General features: G+C 67.5%; 21 protein-coding genes. 7 read left to right on the plus strand and 14 right to left on the minus strand.

All coding sequences use genetic code 11. The features are described 5' to 3' along the window. Positions 1–13: 13 nt before the first annotated feature. The 5 genes from ACZYZF_RS13445 to ACZYZF_RS13465 form a co-directional block, all read right to left on the minus strand. Positions 14–1,942, minus strand: a complete 1,929-nt coding sequence (locus ACZYZF_RS13445) for a peptidoglycan D,D-transpeptidase FtsI family protein (RefSeq protein ID WP_463835958.1) — start codon at positions 1,940–1,942, stop codon at positions 14–16. Continuing rightward, positions 1,939–3,096 carry a cell division protein FtsL gene (ftsL, locus tag ACZYZF_RS13450; RefSeq protein ID WP_463835959.1) on the minus strand — a complete coding sequence of 386 codons (1,158 nt, stop codon included), beginning with the start codon at positions 3,094–3,096 and terminating at the stop codon, positions 1,939–1,941. Before ftsL ends, ACZYZF_RS13445 begins: the two co-directional genes overlap by 4 nt. After that, positions 3,093–4,280, minus strand: a complete 1,188-nt coding sequence (gene rsmH / locus ACZYZF_RS13455; protein ID WP_463746743.1) for a 16S rRNA (cytosine(1402)-N(4))-methyltransferase RsmH — start codon at positions 4,278–4,280, stop codon at positions 3,093–3,095. The genes ftsL and rsmH overlap by 4 nt, the downstream gene beginning before the upstream one ends. After that, positions 4,258–4,686, minus strand: a complete 429-nt coding sequence (mraZ, locus tag ACZYZF_RS13460; RefSeq protein ID WP_463746742.1) for a division/cell wall cluster transcriptional repressor MraZ — start codon at positions 4,684–4,686, stop codon at positions 4,258–4,260. The genes rsmH and mraZ overlap by 23 nt, the downstream gene beginning before the upstream one ends. A 452-nt stretch (positions 4,687–5,138) precedes the next feature. Beyond that, the gene (locus ACZYZF_RS13465) at positions 5,139–5,540 is read right to left on the minus strand and encodes a DUF3040 domain-containing protein (protein ID WP_463746741.1); all 402 of its coding nucleotides are present in this window, start codon (positions 5,538–5,540) and stop codon (positions 5,139–5,141) included. A gap of 229 nt (positions 5,541–5,769) precedes the next feature. On the opposite strand from ACZYZF_RS13465, the gene ACZYZF_RS13470 reads away from it, so the two are divergent. From ACZYZF_RS13470 to ACZYZF_RS13485, 4 genes are all read left to right on the plus strand, one after another. Beyond that, the gene (locus ACZYZF_RS13470) at positions 5,770–6,378 is read left to right on the plus strand and encodes a GNAT family N-acetyltransferase (RefSeq protein ID WP_463746740.1); all 609 of its coding nucleotides are present in this window, start codon (positions 5,770–5,772) and stop codon (positions 6,376–6,378) included. 11 nt (positions 6,379–6,389) lie between these two features. After that, positions 6,390–7,106 carry an LppM family (lipo)protein gene (locus tag ACZYZF_RS13475; protein WP_463746739.1) on the plus strand — a complete coding sequence of 239 codons (717 nt, stop codon included), beginning with the start codon at positions 6,390–6,392 and terminating at the stop codon, positions 7,104–7,106. 127 nt (positions 7,107–7,233) lie between these two features. Continuing rightward, positions 7,234–8,322 (plus strand): bifunctional (2E,6E)-farnesyl/geranyl diphosphate synthase, encoded by a 1,089-nt coding sequence (gene idsA2, locus ACZYZF_RS13480; RefSeq protein WP_463835961.1) that lies wholly within the window; start codon positions 7,234–7,236, stop codon positions 8,320–8,322. Positions 8,323–8,340: 18 nt separating this feature from the next. Then, positions 8,341–9,879 carry an alpha-(1->6)-mannopyranosyltransferase A gene (locus tag ACZYZF_RS13485; RefSeq protein WP_463746737.1) on the plus strand — a complete coding sequence of 513 codons (1,539 nt, stop codon included), beginning with the start codon at positions 8,341–8,343 and terminating at the stop codon, positions 9,877–9,879. Here the strand turns inward: ACZYZF_RS13485 and ACZYZF_RS13490 are convergent. Then, positions 9,868–10,272, minus strand: coding sequence for an Rv2175c family DNA-binding protein (locus ACZYZF_RS13490; protein WP_463746736.1), 405 nt, complete (start codon positions 10,270–10,272; stop codon positions 9,868–9,870). The two genes, ACZYZF_RS13485 and ACZYZF_RS13490, sit on opposite strands and share 12 nt — an antisense overlap. 36 nt (positions 10,273–10,308) lie before the next feature. On the opposite strand from ACZYZF_RS13490, the gene ACZYZF_RS13495 reads away from it, so the two are divergent. Next, complete coding sequence (locus ACZYZF_RS13495) at positions 10,309–11,580, plus strand: protein kinase domain-containing protein (RefSeq protein WP_463835962.1); 1,272 nt, start codon at positions 10,309–10,311, stop codon at positions 11,578–11,580. Here ACZYZF_RS13495 and ACZYZF_RS13500 read toward each other — a convergent pair whose 3' ends face one another. Genes ACZYZF_RS13500 through ACZYZF_RS13510 form a run of 3 tightly spaced genes read right to left on the minus strand, consistent with a single transcriptional unit; the run spans position 11,581 to position 14,411 of the window. After that, positions 11,581–12,978 (minus strand): class II 3-deoxy-7-phosphoheptulonate synthase, encoded by a 1,398-nt coding sequence (locus ACZYZF_RS13500; protein WP_463746734.1) that lies wholly within the window; start codon positions 12,976–12,978, stop codon positions 11,581–11,583. 33 nt (positions 12,979–13,011) lie between these two features. Beyond that, positions 13,012–13,530, minus strand: coding sequence for a polyadenylate-specific 3'-exoribonuclease AS (locus ACZYZF_RS13505; protein WP_463746733.1), 519 nt, complete (start codon positions 13,528–13,530; stop codon positions 13,012–13,014). Continuing rightward, a complete protein-coding gene (locus tag ACZYZF_RS13510; RefSeq protein ID WP_463835964.1) occupies positions 13,530–14,411 on the minus strand; it encodes a hypothetical protein in 882 nt (293 codons plus the stop codon). The genes ACZYZF_RS13505 and ACZYZF_RS13510 overlap by 1 nt, the downstream gene beginning before the upstream one ends. An 83-nt stretch (positions 14,412–14,494) precedes the next feature. On the opposite strand from ACZYZF_RS13510, the gene ACZYZF_RS13515 reads away from it, so the two are divergent. Beyond that, positions 14,495–15,808 (plus strand): glycosyltransferase 87 family protein, encoded by a 1,314-nt coding sequence (locus tag ACZYZF_RS13515; RefSeq protein WP_463746731.1) that lies wholly within the window; start codon positions 14,495–14,497, stop codon positions 15,806–15,808. An 8-nt stretch (positions 15,809–15,816) separates the two neighbouring features. On the opposite strand, the gene ACZYZF_RS13520 is transcribed toward ACZYZF_RS13515, so the two are convergent. The 5 genes from ACZYZF_RS13520 to ACZYZF_RS13540 all read right to left on the minus strand — a co-directional run bounded on the left by ACZYZF_RS13520 (position 15,817) and on the right by ACZYZF_RS13540 (position 19,306). Further along, positions 15,817–16,560: a lysophospholipid acyltransferase family protein gene (locus ACZYZF_RS13520; protein WP_463746730.1), complete on the minus strand. Its 744-nt coding sequence runs from the start codon at positions 16,558–16,560 to the stop codon at positions 15,817–15,819. A 108-nt stretch (positions 16,561–16,668) separates the two neighbouring features. Beyond that, positions 16,669–17,091, minus strand: a complete 423-nt coding sequence (locus ACZYZF_RS13525; protein WP_463835966.1) for a hypothetical protein — start codon at positions 17,089–17,091, stop codon at positions 16,669–16,671. Further along, entirely contained in the window at positions 17,088–18,362 is a 1,275-nt protein-coding gene (locus ACZYZF_RS13530; RefSeq protein ID WP_463746728.1) for an ArsA family ATPase, read from the minus strand. Before ACZYZF_RS13530 ends, ACZYZF_RS13525 begins: the two co-directional genes overlap by 4 nt. Further along, positions 18,363–18,797 (minus strand): SRPBCC family protein, encoded by a 435-nt coding sequence (locus ACZYZF_RS13535; protein ID WP_463746727.1) that lies wholly within the window; start codon positions 18,795–18,797, stop codon positions 18,363–18,365. It abuts the gene before it with no gap. Positions 18,798–18,916: 119 nt separating this feature from the next. Next, a complete protein-coding gene (locus ACZYZF_RS13540) occupies positions 18,917–19,306 on the minus strand; it encodes a polyketide cyclase / dehydrase and lipid transport (protein WP_463746726.1) in 390 nt (129 codons plus the stop codon). Between the two features lie 106 nt (positions 19,307–19,412). Between ACZYZF_RS13540 and ACZYZF_RS13545 the strand changes: the two genes are divergently transcribed. Beyond that, a complete protein-coding gene (locus ACZYZF_RS13545) occupies positions 19,413–21,209 on the plus strand; it encodes an AMP-dependent synthetase/ligase (protein ID WP_463835967.1) in 1,797 nt (598 codons plus the stop codon). The last annotated feature ends 2 nt before the right edge of the window (positions 21,210–21,211 follow it).

A 21,211-nucleotide genomic window follows, 5' to 3' on the forward strand; every position in this document is an offset into this window, starting at 1 on the left:
ACGACTATCGCGGTCAGGTCGCCTGCAGGGTCAACCGCGGCCCCGGATCGGCCGACAACGGGACGTTGTGGCGTTGCAGCAGCCACGAGGCGATGTTGTGGAACAACGGTGCCGCCGAGGATCCCGGTGAGCCGTCCGCGGCGCGGTGCGGTGCGTCCATCATGATGCCGACGACATAGCGCGGATCATCGGCAGGCGCCAAGCCGGCGAAGGTGATCCAGTAGACGTCGTCGTAGTAGCAGCCGCACGCCGGATTGATCTGCTGCGCCGTACCGGTCTTGCCGGCGATCTGGTAGCCCTCGACCCCGGCCTGCGGGCCGGTCCCCTGCTGCGCGCCCATGGGATCACGCTGGACGATGGCGCGGAACATGTTGCGTACCGTGCGGGCGGTCTCCGGTGTGACCACCCGAACCCCTTCGGGCCGTGGCTCATCGGTCCGGGTGCCATCGGGGGCAATCGTGGACTTGATGATCCGCGGCGGCATGCGCACCCCGTCGTTGGCGATCGTCTGGTACATCCCGGTCATCTGCAGCAGCGTCATCGAAAGACCCTGTCCGATGGGCAGGTTGGAGAACGAGCTGCCCGACCACTGATCCACGGGCGGCACCAGACCCGAGCTCTCGCCCGGCAGGCCGACGCCGGTGCGCTGACCCAGCCCGAACCGGCGCACCATGTCGTAGAACCGATCCGGGCCCACGCGCTGGGCCAACATCAGGGTGCCCACGTTGGACGACTTCCCGAACACGCCGGTCATCGTGTACGGCATCACGCCGTGGTTCCACGCGTCGCGGACGGTGACGCCGCCCATGTCGATCGATCCGGGTACCTGCAGCACCTCGTCCGGATTGGCCAGACCGTACTCGATCGCGGCGGAGGCCGTGATGATCTTGTTCACCGAGCCGGGCTCGAACGGTGAGGACACCGGCAGGTTGCCCATCTGCCGACTGTCCTGCCGACCGAGATCCTGGCTCGGGTCGAACGTGTTGTCGTTCGACATCGCCAGTACTTCACCGGATTTCGCGTCGAGCACCACCGCCGAGACATTCTTGGCGCCCGAAGCGTCCTTGGCCTGCTGCACCTGCTGCTGGACGTAGTACTGGATGTCGTCATCGAGGGTCAGCTGCACATTGGAGCCGTTGACCGCGTCGTGCCGGTTTCGGTAGCTGCCCGGGATGACCACACCGTCCGAACCCCGGTCATAGGTGACCGAACCATCGGAGCCTGCCAGCACCGCGTCGAGCGAATCCTCCAGTCCCAGCAGGCCGTGACCGTCCCAGTCGATGCCGCCGACGATATTGGCGGCCAGCGAACCTCCCGGGTACTGGCGCAGATCCTGGCGCTCGGCACCGACTTCGGGGAACTTGTCCATGATGGCGCCGGCGATCGCGGGATCCACCGCGCGGGCCAGATACACGAAAGTCTCGTTGCTCCTGAGCTTCTTGAGCACCGTCTTGGCGTCCGGCCGGTTGTCCAGCCGGGTGGCGATCTCCTTGGCGATGTCCGAGAGCCGGCGATCCGGGTCCGGCGCCTCACTGGATTTGGCCTTGGCCTCGGCGAGCTGCTTGCGGACCCGGACCGGCTGGAATGTCAGCGCCTTGGCCTCGATGGTGAACGCCAGCTTGTCGTCATTGCGGTCGACGATGCTGCCTCGCATTGCCGGGTTCACGTCGGTGACCTTGAGCTGGCTGGCCGCTTCGGCGCGCAGGCCCGCCGCCCTGGGCACCTGGAGCGTGAACAGCTGCACCGCCGCGATCACCAACACCGCGAGCATGACGAGGTTCCCGGTGCGATGCCGGAACACGAACGACGAGCTGCGCAAGCCTGTTTCGGCGGCAGCAACCCGCGTACGGCGGTCGCGGGCCTCATGCCCTGGACCAGGCGAGGCCTTCTTGGCCCGCTGCGGCTTGGGCGACTGACCCTGGCGGCCCGGGCGGCGGCTCATGCGGCCGGCGCCTGCGCGTTGACGCCGGCAGCCGGGACATGTGCCGCCGGGGCCGCCGGTGGGCTGAACTGCTCCAGCGGAACGGCGGGGCCTGGGGCCGGAGCGGCAAGTGCCTGCGCGACCGGTGCAGGCACGGCCGGTTCCGGCAGGACCGGTCCGGGCGCGGTCGGCACGCCGGCGGTGGGCATGTGCGTCGGATCGGTGATCTGTTGCGGTGCAAACTGCGCTGTGTCAACCGGCGCGGGCGCTGCCAAGGGCGCCGGCATCGCGAGAACGTTCGGTGCCGGCGCAGTCGGTCCCGGTAGGACCGGCCCCGGCACCGGCGGAACGGCTCCCGGCACACCATGAGGTGCGTCGGCCGGCGGGACCGGGATACCCGGAATAGCAAGGGAACCCGGGCGCGGCGTCCGTACCGTCAGCTCCCGCGGATCGACCACCCGCGGAGCCGGGGCCGCGGGCGGGGCCGGCGGGGCTTCCTCGGGCAGCGGGGTGTTCAACGGGGGTGGAGGCACCCCTTCGGCCGGCTTGGGGGTGCCGACGACGGTCCAGTTGCCGGCAGCATCCTGCACCAGGTGTGCGGTATCGCGCGACGGGATCATTCCCAGATTGCGGGCAGACTCGGCCAGCGCCGGTGCGGCCTGCGCCTCGAGCACATCACGTTCCAGCGCTTCTTTCTGTTGCAGCAGGCCCTGATTGACCTGGCGGGCATGGCCCAATTGGTAGGACCGCTCGGCCGAACCGGTCGACAGCCACAGCGTGACCGCGAGTCCCAGACCCAGCGCCGCGATCACCAACACGACGAACGGGACACGGGAGACCAGCACGCGCGGGTTCAGCTCGATCGAGGCCAGCCGGACCAGCAGACGTTCCCTCAGCCGAACCCGCAGTGGCGGACGGACTACCTTCGGAGCCTTGGCTTTACGGGCCTTCGCCCGTGCCTTGGCCTGGCTGGCACTCTTGGGCCGGGCCGGACGGGTGCCCGGCCGCTGAATCGGCCCGGCATTCGGTGCCGTACGCGCGGGCCGCTGTTCGGAACCAGGCCGCCGCTTGCGCGGCGGGGCCTGATCGGTGCGCCGCCCGCCACCTCGCGCGGGTTGACGCACCGGACGCCTGCGGTCTGCCTCGCGCAGCTGTTCGGGCCGTTTGACCTTCATGAGTTGCCCTCTCCCCCAACCTTTTCCAGTGCCCGCAGCCGCACCGGAGCGCTACGCGGATTGCGATCGATCTCGACTTGGCGGGCCTTCTCGGCTCCGCGGGTCAACGTGACGAATTCGGGTTCATGGCCGGGTAGTTCGATGGGCAGGCCGGGTGGGGTCCGCGATGCCGTCGCCGCGGCGAACGCCTGCTTGACTATCCGATCCTCCAGCGACTGATACGACATCACCACGATCCGTCCGCCGTCGGTCAGCGCGGCAAGCGCGGCAGGCAGTGCGACGCGCAGCGAATCCAGTTCGCTGTTGACCGCCACCCGCAGCGCCTGGAAGGTGCGCTTACCCGGATGCCCTCCGGTACGGCGGGCCGGTGCCGGGATCGCCTCGTAGAGCAGCTCCACCAGCTCACGGGTTGTCGAAAATGGTTGCAGTGCACGCCGTTTGACGACCTTGTCGGCAATGCGGCCGGCGAAGCGCTCCTCGCCGAAGTCACGCAGAATCCGCGCGATCGACTTGGCGTCGTAGGTGTTGAGGATGTCCGCGGCCGTCAACGGCGCGTCGGGATCCATCCGCATGTCCAGCGGCGCGTCCGTCGAGTAGGAGAAGCCGCGTTCGGTCTGATCGAGCTGCATCGAGGAAACGCCCAGGTCGAACAGCACGCCGTCGATTCGGGTGAAGCCGGATTCCGCGATCGCCCCGGCGATTCCGTCATAGCGGGTCCGCACCGGCCGCATCCGGTCACCGAACGGCGCCAGGCGGGCACCGGCGATGCCGAGCGCGTTGGGGTCACGGTCCAGGCCGATCACGTGGAGACCGGGAAAGTCGGTCAGAAAGCGTTCGGAGTGGCCGCCCGCGCCGAGCGTGGCGTCCACCAACACTGCGTCCGTCCCGTCGGTGTGGTGACGGGTGAGCGCGGGGGCCAGCAACTCGACGCAGCGGTCGAGCAGAACCGGGATGTGGCCGTGGCCCCGGGAGTCGGACTGATCTGGGGAATCTGGCACCGCTGAAACACCTCCGCTCGGAATGGCCCCTGCACCGGGGTCTCTGACCGAATTAACGGACCTGGCGTCGGGGAAGTACGCCAGGGCCAATTCGGGCAGAGGCCTCGCTGCACGGGCTAAGTCCAGGCCGGCCGCCGGTTGACGGGCCGTATCAGCGGCACCATCAGAGAACGTCACGAGTTTCATCGGTGGCCGCGGAGAAGTTTTCTTCGTGGGTCTGCTGGTAGGACTGCCACGCGTCGGCATCCCAGATCTCCAGGTAGTCGACCGACCCGATGACCACACATTCCTTGGACAGGTTTGCGTAGCGACGGTGATCCGCCGACAGGGTGATCCGACCCTGACTGTCCGGGCGCTGTTCGTCGGCGGCCGCGGCGAATACCCGCAACTGCGCGCGACGTTCCGGATGCGCCTTGGCCTCCTCCACCGCTTTGCGTGCGCGTTCCTCGAACTCGTCCCGCGGGTACACGGCCAGGCTGTGATCTTGACTCTTCGTGACCATCAACCCTCCTGCCAGTACGTCGCGGAACTTGGCGGGCAGCGTGAGCCGCCCCTTGTCGTCGAGCTTGGGCGTGTAGGTACCCAGAAACATCTGGACACCTCCCGCCACCCGGTTCGGATCCCGAGTCGCTTGTGAGATCCAGGCCAGGCCTTCTGCCCTCCGAACGGGGCTCCGATTTCCCCGTTGGCCGCCACTTTACCCCACGATCCCCCACTTTGCTCCATTTAATGCGCCACGTTTGGGCGGCGGCCCCACTCGAACCGCCCAGAACTGCGCCCTCAGCGCGCCTTCGCACTCAGACGGGGGCCAGAGAAACAGAAAAACCGCAGGTAGACACCTGCGGCGAAAGGGTGGGGGGTTGTGGGGCGAAATTCCCTGAGAATCCGCGACTCTCCCCCACACTGCCCCACAAGGGGCGCGGGACTCCTACGCCCGGCGTGTCGCTGGACCCACCCCGACACCTGGCCCGGCCACCCGACGACACACAAAAAAAGGGGCAACCCGTTACGGGCTGCCCCTTACTGCTTACGGCGCCTGACGGCTCAGTCGTCGAACCGGCGTCGGAACCGATCTTCCATTCGAGTGGTGAAGGACCCGCCGCGCTGACGACGCTGCCGCGGCGCATTGCCGGACCCCTGGGCCGCACGCCCCGGGCCACCCGTCACGCGCGGACCCGTGATGGCGAACACCACGCCACCGAACATCACCACGAAACCCACCACCGACAGGATCGGGAATCCACCGATCATGGTGGCTTTCACCGCGACACCGACTACCAGCAGAGCCAGGCCCACCACGAAGAGCAGTGCGCCCTGAAGCCTGCGCCGAGCCGATGGCGCGCGCAAGGACCCACCGCGAACGCTCGAGGCGAACTTGGGATCCTCGGCATAGAGCGCGCTCTCGATCTGGTCGAGCATGCGCTGCTCATGATCGGAGAGTGGCATTCGTCCCTCCTTGCCGACGCCGCCGTCGCTTTTCAAGATTTCACGTGCCCGCAATCACGGGCACCTAACCCTAATGATACGAGGTCGATCCGAGCCGTACCACCTTGTTCGCCGTCGATTGTAGGTCGTCGTGAGATAGCTCGGGTCGACGGGACCGACCATCTCTCAGCCGGATAATGCTGAAGATAATGAATCAGGCAGGACACCGGACGGGCGAAGGGCGAAGGCATTGGCGACGTATCTCATCGATCTGTCGCCGGACGATATGAAGCGCCGGCTTCCCGAGGCACTGCGCGTGTACGTCGACGCCATGCGCTACCCCCGCGGGACCGAGGACCAACGCGCCGCACTGTGGCTCGAACACACCCGGCGCGCCGGCTGGAAATGCGTGGCCGCGGTCGAGGCCCCCGAAGCCGATCCCGGATCCGGCGCGGGCCCAGACCGCGCAGATCTGCTCGACGCACCGCTGAACGGCATCGCATACGGCTACAGCGGCGCGCCGGAGCAGTGGTGGCAGCAGCAGGTCATCTCCGGCCTGCAGAGAATGGGCACCAACCCCGGACAGATCGCCGACCTGATGGCCAGCTACTTCGAACTCACCGAGCTGCACATCGAGCCCCGCGCCCAAGGACAGGGCCTCGGCGAGGCTCTGACCAGGCGACTGCTGGCCGGACGGGATGAGTCTCACGTGCTGTTGTCGACTCCTGAGATCAACGGCGAGGCCAATCGGGCGTGGCGGTTGTACCGGCGGCTGGGCTTCACCGACGTCATCCGCGGCTACCACTTCGCCGGCGACCCCCGGCCGTTCGCCATCCTCGGTCGCCCACTGCCGTTGTGAGATCTGGCACGATGACCAGCGTGCACGTCCGAGTAGCCAGCCGCCCTCCCAGACGTAACAGCCGGACCCGTCTGCTCACGTTGGTGATGTTGTTGCTGATCCTGCCCATGGCGGTGGGCTGCGTCCGCGTCCGCACCTCGATCACGGTCTCCCCCGACGACCGGGTGTCCGGTCAGATCATCGCCGCAGCCAAGCCGCGGGACTCCGACGACAAGGGCCCGCAACTGCTGAACAACCTCCCGTTCGCCACGAAGGTCGCCGTCTCGGAGTACAGCCGGGACGACTTCGTCGGTTCCCAGGCGGTGTTCTCCGACCTCACCTTCGCCGAACTACCCCAGCTGGCCGGCATGAGCCGGGATGCCGCCGGAGTCGACATCTCCCTGCGCCGCGCCGGTGACCTGGTGATCCTGGACGGCCGGGTGGACCTCACCTCGCTCAACGATCCACAGGCCGACGTCCTGCTGACGGTGTCGTTCCCCGGCGAAGTCACCTCGACCAACGGCGATCAGGTGAGTTCCTCGATCGTGGAATGGAAACTGCGGCCCGGAATCGTCAGCACCATGAACGCCCAGGCCCGCTACACCGATCCCAGCGCCCGGTCCTTCACCACCGCGACCATCTGGCTCATCGTCGGCGCATTCCTGGTGGCCGGCGTGATCGGCGCCTTGGCCTGGATGAGCCGGGACACCTCCCCGAAACCGGGTGACCCGGTCGCCGGGAGCGACTGACCGCGCACCGTCCCCACCGAGCACATTGCTACGCCGCCCTCACTTGGTACAAAACGCGCGGCACGCTCTACGCTGAATGCACACTCGGGGACACACCGTTGACGACAGAAAGGGGCGGGCGCTGAGCGTGCAAACATCGGCTCCGTCAACCGTCGAGCTGGCCGGGGCCGTCACCGACCAATTGCGCGACTACCTGCGTGAGCGCCGCCGCGACTCCGAGTACATCGGAACCGACTACGCCGAGCTGACCGAGGCCCTCGAAGAATTCGTGCTCCGCGGCGGCAAGCGGATGCGCCCGGCCTTCGCCTATTGGGGCTGGCGCGCAGTGATCGATCCGGCCGACCGCCCCGCCGGCCCCGATGTGTTGAGATTGTTCGCGGCGCTGGAATTGCTGCAGGCCTGCGCCCTGGTGCACGACGACGTCATCGATGATTCGGCCACCCGCCGCGGCCTGCCCACCGTGCACCGGGTGTTCGCCGACCGGCACCGCGAACGCAACTGGCACGGTTCGTCGCGGCAGTTCGGTTTGTCGGCGGCCATCCTGGCCGGCGACCTGGCGTTGTCCTGGGCCGACGACATCGTCGCCTCGGCCGACATCCCGGCCGACGCGCAGCAGCGCGTCCAACAGGTCTGGCGCCACATCCGCACCGAGGTGCTCGGCGGCCAGTACCTCGACATCGTCGCGGAATCCAGCGGTGCCGAATCGGTGGCCTCGGCGATGAACGTCAACACCTACAAGACCGCGTCATACACCGTGACCCGGCCACTGCAGCTGGGCGCGGCCGCGGCCGCCGACCGACCCGACGTCCAGCAGATCTTCCACCAAGTCGGCAACGACCTGGGCGTCGCCTTCCAGCTCCGCGACGACGTGCTCGGAGTGTTCGGCGATCCGGCGGTGACCGGCAAGCCGTCCGGCGACGACCTGCGATCCGGCAAGCGCACGGTGCTGCTGGCCGAGGCACTCGAGCTCGCCGACAAATCCGACCCCGCCGCCGCAGAGCTGCTGCGCACCTCGGTGGGCACCGTGCTGTCCGACGCCCAGGTGGGTGACCTGTGCCGGGCCATCGAATCAGTAGGCGCCCTGGCCGCGGTCGAGGCGCACATCGAGCTGCTGACCAACCGCGCCCTGGACACGCTGGCCGCCGCCCCCATTCACTCACAGGCAAAAACCGGCCTGGCCGAGATCGCCCGGTTCGCGGCGAACCGGTCGGCGTAGGAGCACAGCCCGCACGTCATGACACACACACCGACCGAGACCCCGAGCTCCGGGATCGCGCAACACGTCTCACGCCTGGCCGCATTCGCGGTGTCCGCCGATGCCCGCCCCGCCCGGCTGGGTTTCCTGGGTGCTGCCCTGCTGACCATCGGCGGGCTCGGCGCGGGCAGCACCCGATTGCACGACCCGCTCCTGGAGTCACTGCACCTGTCCTGGCTGCGATTCGGCCATGGCCTGGTGCTGTCCTCGATCCTGCTGTGGGTTGGCATCGCAGTGATGCTGATCGCGTGGCTGTGGCTGGGCCGGCGCGTGATCGACCGCACCGCCACCGAATACACCATGGTCGCCACGACAGGTTTCTGGCTGGCGCCACTGCTGTTGAGCGTGCCGCTGTTCAGCCGGGACACCTATTCATACCTCGCCCAGGGGGCATTGCTGCGCGACGGCTTCGACCCCTACGTGGTGGGGCCGGTGGAGAATCCGAACCTCCTGCTGGACAACGTGAGCCCGATCTGGACGACGACCACCGCGCCCTACGGACCGGCCTTCATCCTCGTCGCGAAGTTCGTCACGATGCTGGTGCGCGACGACGTCGTGGCCGGCACCATGCTGCTGCGGCTGTGCATGCTGCCCGGCCTGGTATTGCTGATCTGGGCGACGCAGCGCGTCGCCCGCCACATCGGCGCAAGTCCGGCCACAGCCCTGTGGGTCTGCGTGCTCAACCCGCTGGTGATCATCCATCTGATGGGCGGCGTGCACAACGAGATGCTGATGGTCGGGCTCATGATGGCCGGCATCGCACTCACGTTCCGACACCGCCCCGTCTGGGGCGTCGGCCTGATCGCCATGGCCGTCGCGGTCAAAGCGACCGCAGGACTGGCACTTCCGTTCGTCGTATGGGTGTGGACGCGGCAGCTTCGTGACCGCCACGACCACCCGCCGGTGCGGGCATTCGTCCTGGCGACTGCCGCTTCCATGGCGATCCTCGCCGCAGTGTTCGCGGTGATGTCATGGCTGGCCGGCGTCGGCCTGGGCTGGCTGTCCGCCCTGGCGGCCGGCAACGTGAAGATCATCAACTGGCTGACCGTGCCCACGGCCGCCGCCAACCTGATCAACGCGATCGGCGGCCTGATCTTCCCCGTCAACTTCTACGCCGTGCTCGAGGTCACCCGCATCATCGGCATCCTCACCATCGTGGTCGCGCTGCCGCTGTTGTGGTGGCGCTACCGGCACACCGACCGCGAAGCCCTCACCGGCACCGCCCTGGCCATGGCAGTGGTCGTGTTGTTCGTTCCGGCTGCGCTGCCCTGGTACTACACCTGGCCGCTGGCCGTCGCGGCCGCCCTGATCCAGACCCGGCCCGCCATCGCGGTGGTGGCCGGGCTCTCCACGTGGATCATGGTGATGTGGAAACCCGATGGGGCACATGGCATGTACTCATGGGCGCACGTCCTGCTGACCACGGCATGCGCAGTGGTGGCGTGGTACTCGCTGTACCGCGCACCCGAGACGCCCGCGCCGGAGCCGGCGGCTGAGAACCAGCCGTCAGTAACCTAGCGCCTGGGCGCGACGCAGCACCTCACGTGCCTGGTGGGAATGCAGAGCGTCGACCGGGCGGGCATTGGAGACCTGCTCGGTGCGACCGTCGGCGGTGATCGTCAGCGACTCGTCCGGGGTGAACAACCAGCGCACGATCTCGGTGTCGCGGAAGCCGCCGTCGCGCAGCACGATCAGGAGGCCGGGCAGGTGCTTGACCACATGACCGTCGCCATCGAAGAAGATCTGCGGCACCACCATGACGCGGTCGCGGCGCACGGCAATCAACTGCCCGTCGCGCAACTGTTGATGGACCTTGGTGACCGGAATACCGAGCAAACCCGACACCGTCGGTAGGTCGTATACGGGCTCGTCGGGGTCCAGGACGTCATCGGCGACCGGAATGCTGCTCACCGCACTGATTCTAGGACCACGCCCACGACTCGTAACATGTGTCCGGTGGAGCAGCAATCGGATCCACTCGTCGGCACCATGCTCGACGGGCGCTATCGCGTGGACACCGCCATCGCCACCGGCGGCATGTCCACGGTCTACCGCGGCCTCGACGTCCGCCTGGACCGCCCGGTGGCGCTCAAGGTGATGGACTCCCGCTACAGCGGCGACAGCCACTTTTTGACCAGGTTCGGGCGCGAGGCCAAGGCTGTGGCCCGGTTGAAGGACCCTGGACTGGTTGCGGTTTACGACCAGGGCGGCGGCGGGGCCGGAGGCCAACCCCCCTTCTTGGTGATGGAGCTGATCGAGGGCGGCACGCTCCGTGAACTGCTGGCCGAACGCGGCCCGATGCCCCCACACGCGGTCGCTGCGGTGCTGGCACCGGTACTCGGCGGGCTCGCGGTGGCCCACCGCGCCGGCCTCGTGCACCGCGACGTCAAGCCCGAGAACGTCCTGATCTCCGACGCCGGGGAGGTCAAGATCGCCGACTTCGGCCTGGTGCGCGCCGTCGCCGAGGCCAAGATCACCTCGACGAGCGTGATCCTGGGCACCGCGGCCTACCTGTCCCCCGAGCAGGTGAGCACCGGCGACGCCGACCCACGCAGCGATGTGTATGCCGTCGGCATTCTCACCTACGAATTGCTGACGGGCGTCACACCGTTCACAGGAGACTCGGCGCTCACCGTGGCCTATCAGCGCATGGATAACGATGTGCCCGCACCGAGCGCGGTAATCGCGGGGGTGCCAACGCAATTCGACCAGCTCGTGCGCCGCGCCACCGCACGCGATCCGGGACAGCGCTTCGCCGACGCCGACGCCATGCGGGCCGAACTGGCCGAGATCGTCGAGGAACTCGGCCTGCCCTCGTTCCGCGTGCCCGCACCGCAGCATTCGGCGCAGCACCTGGCCGCCACCCGTGTGCACGACCTCGGTGAGCCCGACGGTCGCCGTGCCGAGACGACGACAGTCGTGACGGCCGCTCCACCGTCCCCCTCGGTGCCGCCGCCGGCGGCTCCCGCACCGCGTCAGCCCACCCGCGAGATCACCCGCGACCAGCACGACTGGGCGCCGATCCCCGCCGATCCCGAAGCGGACGAATATTCATTCGGGGCAAGGCAATTCGCCGGTATCGAAATGAGCGAGTTCCACTGGGCCCGCCAACGTGCCCGACGTGCGCTCGCGTTCTGGGTGGTCGCGGTCCTCACCCTGACCGGCCTGGTCGCCGCCGCAGCGTGGACGCTGGGCAGCAACGTGGCCGCACTGATCTAGCTAGCCGCGCAGCATCTCCGCGACGAGGAACGCCAACTCCAGGCTCTGCTGGGTGTTGAGCCGCGGATCGCACGCGGTCTCGTAGCGGCCGGCCAGATCCGAATCCGAGATGTCCTGCGCCCCACCGAGACATTCGGTGACGTTCTCTCCGGTGATCTCGACGTGGATGCCGCCCGGGTGCGTACCCAGCGTGTGGTGCACCTCGAAGAACCCCTGCACCTCGTCGACGATGCGGTCGAAGTGGCGGGTCTTGTAGCCGGTCGAGCTCTCGTGGGTGTTGCCGTGCATCGGGTCGCACTGCCAGATCACCTGGTGGCCCGTCGCCTGGACCTTTTCGATGATCGCCGGCAGCAGATCACGCACCTTGTTGTTGCCCATCCGCGTCACCAGGGTCAGCCGGCCGGGCTCATTGTTGGGATCCAGCCGCTCCACGTACTCGACGGCCATCTCCGGCGTCGTGGTCGGCCCCAGCTTGATCCCGATCGGGTTGGCGATCACCTCGGCCAGCGCCACATGGGCACCGTCGAGCTGACGCGTGCGCTCACCGATCCACAGGTAGTGCGCCGACTGGTTGTAGAGCTTGGGCGGCCCGTCCGGATTCTCGGCGGGATCGGCAAGCCGCAGCATCGAACGCTCGTAATCGATCACCAGAGCCTCGTGGCTGGCGAAGATGTCGGCAGTCTGCAGATTGCGGTCGGCCACCCCGCAGGCGGACATGAATTTCAGGCCCCGGTCGATCTCCCCGGCCAACGCCTCATAGCGAGCTCCGGCCGGCGAAGTCCGGACGAACTCGCGGTTCCAGTCATGCACCAGGTGCAACGACGCCAACCCGGAGGACGTCAGGGCGCGCACCAGGTTCATCGCGGCGCTGGCATTCGCATAGGCCCGTACCAACCGGGACGGGTCGTGCTCACGCACCGCGGCGTCCGGAGCGAAGCCGTTGATCATGTCACCGCGGTAGGACCTCAGGCCGAGCGCGTCGAGATCGGCCGACCGCGGTTTGGCGTACTGACCGGCGATGCGGGCCACCTTGACCACCGGCATGCTGGCGCCGTAGGTCAGCACCACAGCCATCTGCAGCAGTGTGCGGACGTTGGCCCGGATGTGCGGCTCGGTGTTGTCGACGAAAGTCTCGGCGCAGTCGCCGCCCTGCAGCAGGAAGGCCTCGCCACGGGCGACGTCGGCCAGCAGACCCTTGAGCTTCTCGATCTCCGACGGCACCGTCACCGGCGGCACGCTCTCCAGCACCGTACGCATGGCCTTCGCCGCGTCCGGGTCCCAGCTTGGCTGCTGCACCGCCGGCTTGGCCAGCGCCGCATCGAGCCGTTGACGCAGCTCGTCGGTCAGCGGAGGCAGTGGTGGCAGCTGGTCGATGGGGATGTCGACGGTCCAGTTCACCCGTTCATGGTAGCCGCCGGTGAATGGCCGTTTTCAGGGTTGTGTGGTGCCCGATTCCCGCGCCGGTGCGAGCCCGATCCCCGTCATCAACTGGAACCGGTTCAGATTGTGCCGGGCGTCGACGAGCGCGTCGTGCGCATCGGTCGGTTTCGCGGGCATCCGCGGTGATCCACGGTCCTCCCAGAACTGGCGCAGTTCGCGGGTGAACCGCGGCATCGCCGGAGGCAGATCGGTCATGGGGCCCCACAACTGGCACAGCACCACGTGGTCGTAGGCGCCCACCCACGCCCACAGCTCGATCGGCTCGTCACCGTCGATGTTGAAGAAATCCTCGAGCTCCGACCGGATCTGTCGCCGTGACCGCCACAGCTTCGACGCCGGGGACGGCAGCTTGGGCAGCACGTGCTTGCGCACCCACCGGCCCGCCCGGTCCGGGTTGAACTCCGTCGAGATCGCGTAGTACTCGCGGCCGTCCTCTGCGGCGACGCCGATCGAGATCAGCTCGATGGTGCGACCGTCGTCGATGAACTCGGTGTCGTAGAAGTAGCGCATCAGCCGATCCGCCCGGTCCGCTCCGTGGTGTCCGTGGTGGACGCCGGCGCGGGGGCGGCGTGGATCTCACGGTCCAGTTGCGCGTCGACGGTGGCGTCGTCGGGGAACTTCGGCATGCCGGTGATCGCGTCCTGCAACCACAGCTTGGCCTGCACCACGGGACGGCGCAGCCAGCGCTCCCGCTCCAGCGCGCGGTGCATCTTGCGTGGATGGCCGGTGTAGCGCCAACGCGCCCACGGCGCATGCGGCCGCGACAGCCGAACCGCCCCGACGAACAACAACGGGGTTATGAACATGCCCACCAATCCAGTCCACACCTTGCCTTTGAGCAGCACCACCACCGCCAGGAGCAGCGTCAGTACCGCAACCGTGACCACGAATGCCCGCACGGCCGGCGATTGGTCCTCGCGCCAGATATCGATATCAAAGAATGACAGCGGATTGAAACCCAGGATCAACAGCCCCGCCACCGCGACCGCGGCGAACACCGCATCCACCGAGGTGCGGCCGTCCTCGGCCCAGTACACGTCCGACAGATGCAGGATCAGTGCGAACTCGTCCAGCACCAGGGCCGCACCGATGCCGAAGAACACCGCGGCCACGGTGAACTCGGCTACACCGCCGTTGACCGCGAGCGTCACCATCGTCACGCCAGAGGCCATCACCAGCACGACGCCGATCACCATGTGGTGGATGTGCACGGATCCGTGCCCCATGTTGCGGGGCTGCCACCACCTCGGCGGCCGGTTGCTGCCGGCGTTCCGGCGGATGTAACGCACCACGAGACGCGTCACGAAGAACGTGAGAATGAACGCCACCAGGCAGCACAGCAACGGCAGGCGATCGCGGCTGAGGAAATCGAGGTGAACGGTCGCATGCACGGACAGAGAACTTACGCCGACGTGCGCGCGTCGCGAGTGCGGATGCGCCGTCCGGGGGTGGCCCCCGATAGTCTGTTGAGGACATGAGTAAGCGGCAGTCGCCCGGCGGGGCTGGTTGGGCACCGACGATCGGGTGGCGGCTTTTTCAGTTGCTCACTGCTGCCGGGTTGATCCTGGTCGGCTGGAGGCTTCTGGGGCACGTGCCCTATCGCATCGACATCGACGTGTACCGGATGGGCGGGCGCGCGTGGCTGGACAACCAGCCGCTGTACGCCGACGGCGCCATCTTCCACACCCAGGGCGGCCTGGACCTCCCCTTCACCTATCCGCCGCTCGCGGCGATCATGTTCGCCCCGTTCGCCTGGCTCTCGTTGCCTGCGGCGAGTGTCGCGATCACCGCCACCACGCTGATCCTGCTGATCGTCTCCATGATGATCGTGCTGACCCGGCTGAACGTCTGGCCGGACACCACGATCACCTCCGAACCCGCCTGGCTGCGGCGCTGCTGGCTGGCCACTGCGCTCGTGGCACCAGCAGTCATCTGGCTGGAGCCGATCCGGTCGAACTTCGAGTTCGGGCAGATCAACGTCGTGCTCATGACGCTGGTCGTCGCCGACTGCGTTCCGCGCCGCACGCCGTGGCCGCGCGGTGTGCTGTTGGGTGTGGCGATCGCGCTCAAGCTCACCCCCGCGGTGTTCCTGCTGTACTTCCTGTTGCGCCGCGATATCCACGCACTGCTGCGGACCGCCGTGGCCGCGGTGGCAGCGACACTGGCCGGGTTCGTCCTGGCCTGGACCGACTCGATCGAGTACTGGACCGAGACGGTGCGCAACACCGACCGGATCGGTACGGCCACGCTCAATACCAACCAGAACATCGCAGGCACTCTGGCCCGCCTCGGCCTTTCCGAGGGCCCGCGGTTCGCATTGTGGGTCGTCGCCTGCTTCGCGGTGTTGGCTCTGACGGTCTGGGCCTCCCGGCGTGCCCTGCGCACGGGCGCCGATGAGGCTCCGGTGGTAGCCCTGATCTGCGTGGCGATGTTCGGCCTGGTGGTCTCGCCGGTTTCGTGGTCGCACCACTGGGTCTGGTCACTGCCCACCCTGTTGGTGACCGGCGTGCTCGCCTACCGGATGCGCCAGTACCTTCTGCCTGCCCTCGCCCTGGCCCTGGTGACCCTCATCGGACTCGCGTTGATGGTGTGGACGCCCATCGCGTTGTTGACCCCGCACCACGAAACCGCCGCATCGGTGATGCGTCAGCTGGCCGGTGACGCCTACCTGTGGTGGGCGCTCGCGGTCATCGCCGTCATCGGGCTCGTGCCCGCTTCGAGGACGGGCCAGACCACCACGGCGCCCGCCGCCCCGCTGGTCCGTCTCAGCGGCGGCGAAGCCGCCTGATCCAGCCCCTAACCCGCTGCGGCGTGCGGTAACCGGGACGCGGGCTTGTCTGCCTCGGCCGGCTGGCCGTTGGTCTGCTGCGCAGACTCCTTGAGCGTGGCAGCGTAGATGTCGACGTATTCCTGATCCGACAGATCCATCAGCTCGTACATGACCTCGTCGATCACCGCGCGCTCGATGAAGCGGTTGCCGGCGAGGCCGTCGAACCGGCTGAAGTCCATCGGCTTGCCGAACCTGACCTCGACCCGGCCGAACCGCAGGCCTTTCGACCCCGGGGGGTTGACGACATCGGTCCCGATCATGGCGACCGGGATCACCGGCACGCCGGTCTCCAGCGCCAACCGGGCCAGTCCGGTCTTGCCCTTGTAGAGGCGCCCATCGGGGGAACGGGTGCCCTCGGGGTACATCCCGAGCAGCTTGCCCTCGCCGAGAATCCGCGTGGCGGTCACCAGAGCCGCCTGCGCCGAGTCCGCATCGGTGCGGTCGATCGGCACCTGACCGGCCACCGTGTAGAACCAGGCCAGGATGCGGCCCTTGATCCCGGTGCCGGTGAAGTACTCCTGCTTGGCCAGGAACGTGATGCGGCGGTTGACCACCAGCGGCAGGTAGAAGCTGTCCATCACCGCCAGGTGGTTACTGGCCAGGATGGCCGGGCCGTCACTCGGGACATGTTCCAGCCCAGTGATTTTCGGCCGGCCGAGGACGGCCAGCATTGGGCCCAACAGGATGTACTTGAACAGCCAATACCACATGGACCCTCCACCTCGGGCGCACCGCGCAACGCTCTGCGACAACTGTACCCAGGCCATGTTGTGGCTACCACATCAAGCCCTGGATGCCTGCTGAGTCTCAGCGGTGTCTCAGTCTGCTGGGCCCTCCACGGTGACCGGGATGTGCTGGTAGCGGCCGGGAGGCGGCGGGGGCGGGTAATCGGCGGGCGGAGGCCCGTCCGGACCACCGTCGGGGCCCGGGCTATCTCCATCGGGGCCCGAACCGCCCCCGTCGGTTCCATCAGCTCGGTCGTCGTCCAAGACCGCGCGGATCACCGTCAGCAAGGCCACGCTGTGCTCGGCGATGACCGACAGCAACGGATGCTGCTCGCCGTTGGCCACCGCCGCCAGCGCACACACCGGGCACCACACCTGCTGGCATTTGCCGGGTTCGCTGTCGGCCGACGCCGCGAAGTTGGCCGCCGCCAACCGGACCGCCGGATCCAGCCGGTCCAGGATGTCCTGCGCCAATTGCCGCAGCTCCGAACCCAGCTCGGGATGAGACCCCGTCATGCCGGCCACACCTCCGGGTTCGGACGAAAGCGAACAGTCAGCTCGCCACCTCGCAATTGGGCATCCGTCACGATGCACCGACGCAGGACGGAGGCCAACCGCACACGGCGACGCATGCCTGCGACTCCGATGATCAAGTCGTCATCGACGCGGCCCAGCGTGAGGCCGGCCGAATCGATCTGCGGCAACTCTAACCGCAACCGGTACACCGCTTCGAGTCCAGACCCCGACTCACGGTCGACGATGGGTCGCAGTGGTCCGGGCGGCGGCGATCCGTCGCGCCGCCGAGCACTGTCGATCAGCTCCCCCAGCGCCTTGGGACCGATCGGCTCGCCGGGCACGTGTGGAACCAGCACCAGCTGCACGTCACCGATCGTGGTGTCGAGTTCGTCGAGCACGGTCTGCTGCTCGGCGATCCGCTCGGTGTACCAGTCGAACGCGGGATGCGCCGGCAGATTCTGGTACTCGAACGAATCATCTTGCACCAGAATCTGATTGACGATTATCTCGGCCACCTCGACGCCCATCAGGGCAAGCGATCCCAAGGTTCGCGAGGCCTCTGCGGCCACCACCCGCTCGGGGGTGAGCACCAGATATGCGCTCACCCGTGAGCCGTCGGTGAGCAGGGTGCCGAGCCGGCGGATACCGGCGTCGACGCGTTCGATCAGGGCGACGATGGCCGCACTCACCGCATCGGGCGAACCCGACAGTCGGCGGTGCCGGGGCCAGGCCCGCTCCAGATAGAGGCCGAAGGTCTCAGGCAACGTCAGCATCCGCAGCGCATCCGCAGTCGAGGCGCAGTCCACCACCACGTGATCCCAGCGCCCGGAATCGGCGAGCTCACCCACCTCGTGCAGCCCGAGGACTTCCTGGATTCCAGGAAGTGCCGAAAGTTCTTCAGGGGCAACGTCCCCCAGATCGGACTCGGGGAACCGGGCTGCCAGCGGACCGGCCGTCTCCACCCAGCGCGCACCCAGTAGCGCCAGTGTGTCGAGAGCGAGTGCGTCCAGGACGCCACCTGCATCGGTCAGGCCGGTTTCCAGATCGCTGAGGACGCGGGTGGGGGCCCGCTGTCCCGTGGGGGCGAGCGCGATCCCGAGGACGTCTCCGGTGGAATGCGCCTGATCGGTGGACACGATCAGAACCCGCTGCCCGGACGCGGCATCACGGACCGCGGTGGCGGTCGCGAGCGTCGACTTACCTACCCCGCCCTTGCCGACGAACAGGCTGATTCTGGCGGGGGTCCGTGCGCTCCCATCCGGCGAAGTCACTCAGCCCTCTGCTCGTTTCTTTAGATCTTTGAGCGCGGTGTCGGTGAGCCGCCGCTCGGCCTTGCGCTTGAGCAGGCCGATCATCGGGATGACCAGATCTACCGAGAGTTCATAGGTCACCTCGGTGCCGGAGCCCTTGGGCGCCAAGCGATATGCCCCCTGAAGAGATCGCAGCAACGAACTGGATACCAGCGACCAGGTCACGGACGTGCGGTCGGCAGGCCACACGTAGGCCAGCACCATGGTGTCCTTGAGTACCGCGGCATCGAGCACCAGCCTGGCGGTCTGGGGATTGCCCTGAGCGTCGGTCTCGAGGACCTCGGCCTCCTTGTATTCGGCCACCCACTCCGGGTAGGAGCCGATATCGGCGATGACGTCCATCACCGTCACCGGATCAGCGTCGATGTAGATGGTCTGTGTCGTCTTGTCGGCCACCGCCACACCCTTCTCCCCGCCCCGCAGGGATGCCTATTCTCCCCCACCCCGCGGGGGCGCCTGGCTCTCGCCGAGAAATCTACCCTCCCGCAGATAGACCCGCTCAAACGCGCCAGATCTCAGGCCAGGCGGGACACCCCGACCGGGCGTGCCGCCTCCAACCGCTGCTTGATCCCGAAAGCCATCGTCTTGCCCGCCACGCGGCGTTGGTGGTTCACCTTCGCCAGATCCATGCCGGCCAAGTCCTTTGCCGTGGCGCCGGACGGTTCGGCGTGCAGGAAGTAATGCAGCACCACGCCGTCCATCACCTCCTCCAGCCAGACCTCCATGGTGCCGGTCAACGCACCGGTCACATTCCAGCGGTGGCCCTTTTCGGCACGATCCTCGACGACCTTGAGCACCAGGTCGGGCCACCACCGCCGCCAGCCGGCGGGGTCGGCAACCGCGGCGCCCACGGCGACCGGATCGGCGCAGACGAACGTCTCGTCGGCGATCTGAATGCTGTTCATCGCGGACTAGCTTCACACATGCGCGATCACCTGCCTACCGCGGCCGACTAGGCTGACCCGCAAAGCCGGTATCACAAGCCTGGAGGGCAAGATAGTGCGTGAGTCAATGCGGGAGTACAGCGTCCCCGCGTCGTTTGCCGTCGGCGAGCACGACAACATCGTCAGCTCGGTATCCGCGCACGCGGCCGACAGCCCCGACCACGTAATCTTCCGGCGCCTGGTCAACGGCACCTGGACCGATGTGACCTGTGCCGAAGCGGCCGACCAGATTCGTTCGGTCGCCCTCGGCCTGATCGCCGAGGGCATCCAGCCCGGCGATCGGGTGGCGATCCTGTCGGCCACTCGCTACGAGTGGCCGATCATCGACTTCGCGATCCTGTCGGTCGGCGCAGTGACGGTGCCGATCTACGAGACCTCGTCGGCCGAGCAGGTCCGGTTCGTCCTCGACAACTCCGCGGCCAAGATCATCTTCGCCGAGTCCGACGCGCACGCCGAGACCGTGGAACAGCTCCGCGGCCAGCTGCCCGAACTGCGCAAGGTGTTGCAGATCGACGGCACCGGCACGCCTGCCCTGGAGGCCACGGCCGAGGCCGGTAAATCCGTCGACGCCGCCGAGCTCGACAAGCGCCTGGCCGGAATTCGCTCGGCCGACCCGGCCACCCTGATCTATACCTCGGGAACCACCGGCCAGCCCAAGGGCTGCCAGCTGACCCACTCGAACCTGCTGTACGAGATCAACGGAGCCAAGGCCTGCTTCCCCGCCGAGCTGGCCAAGGGTGAGCGGATGCTGGTGTTCCTGCCGCTGGCCCACGTGCTGGCCCGGGCCATCACCATCGCGGCCTTCGCCAACAAGGTCACCCTCGGCTTCACCAGCGACATCAAGAACCTCGTCCCGACTTTCGGTGTGTTCAAACCGACCCTGGTGGTCTCGGTGCCCCGGGTGTTCGAGAAGGTCTACAACACCGCCGAGCAGAACGCCCGCAACGACGGCAAGGGCAAGATCTTCTCGATCGCCGCCGACACTGCGATCGAGTGGAGTAAAGCCCAGGACACCGGTGGTCCAGGCCTGCTTCTGCGGGTCAAGCACGCATTGTTCGACAAGCTGGTCTACGGCAAGCTGCGCGCCGCCCTCGGTGGCGAATGCCGCGCCGCGATCTCCGGCGGCGCACCGCTCGGCGCGCGGCTGGGCCACTTCTATCGTGGTGTGGGACTGAGCATCTACGAGGGCTACGGGCTGACCGAGACCAGCGCGGCGATCACCGTCAACCGGGTCAACGACCTCAAGGTCGGCTCGGTCGGCAAGCTGATGCCCGGCAACAGCATGCGCATCGCCGAAGACGGCGAGCTGCTGGTCAAGGGCGGCGTGGTGTTCAGCGGCTATTGGGGCAACGAGGCCGAGACCAATGCGGTGTTCACCGACGGGTGGTTCCACACCGGCGACCTCGGCGCCATCGACGACGACGGTTTCCTCACCATCGTCGGGCGCAAGAAGGAGATCATCGTCACCGCCGGCGGCAAGAACGTCGCACCGGCCCTGTTGGAGGACCGGCTGCGGGCCCACCCGTTGATCAGTCAGGCCATGGCCGTCGGTGATCAGCAGCCGTTCATCGCCGCACTCATCACCATCGACCCGGAGGCGTTCCCCGGGTGGAAGCAGCGCAACAGTAAGGACGGCGACGCCTCGGTCGGCGATCTCGCCGAGGACCCGGACCTGCTGGCCGAGATCGACCTGGCGGTCAAGAACGCCAATCAGGCGGTGTCCCATGCCGAGTCGATCCGCAAGTTCCGGATCCTGCCGGTCGATTTCACCGAGGACACCGGCGAGCTGACCCCGACCCTCAAGGTCAAGCGCAAGGTCGTGGCCGAGAAGTTCGCCGCCGACATCGCCGCGCTCTACGGCTGATC

It is taken from the genome of Mycobacterium sp. IDUB_24, from assembly GCF_055419385.1.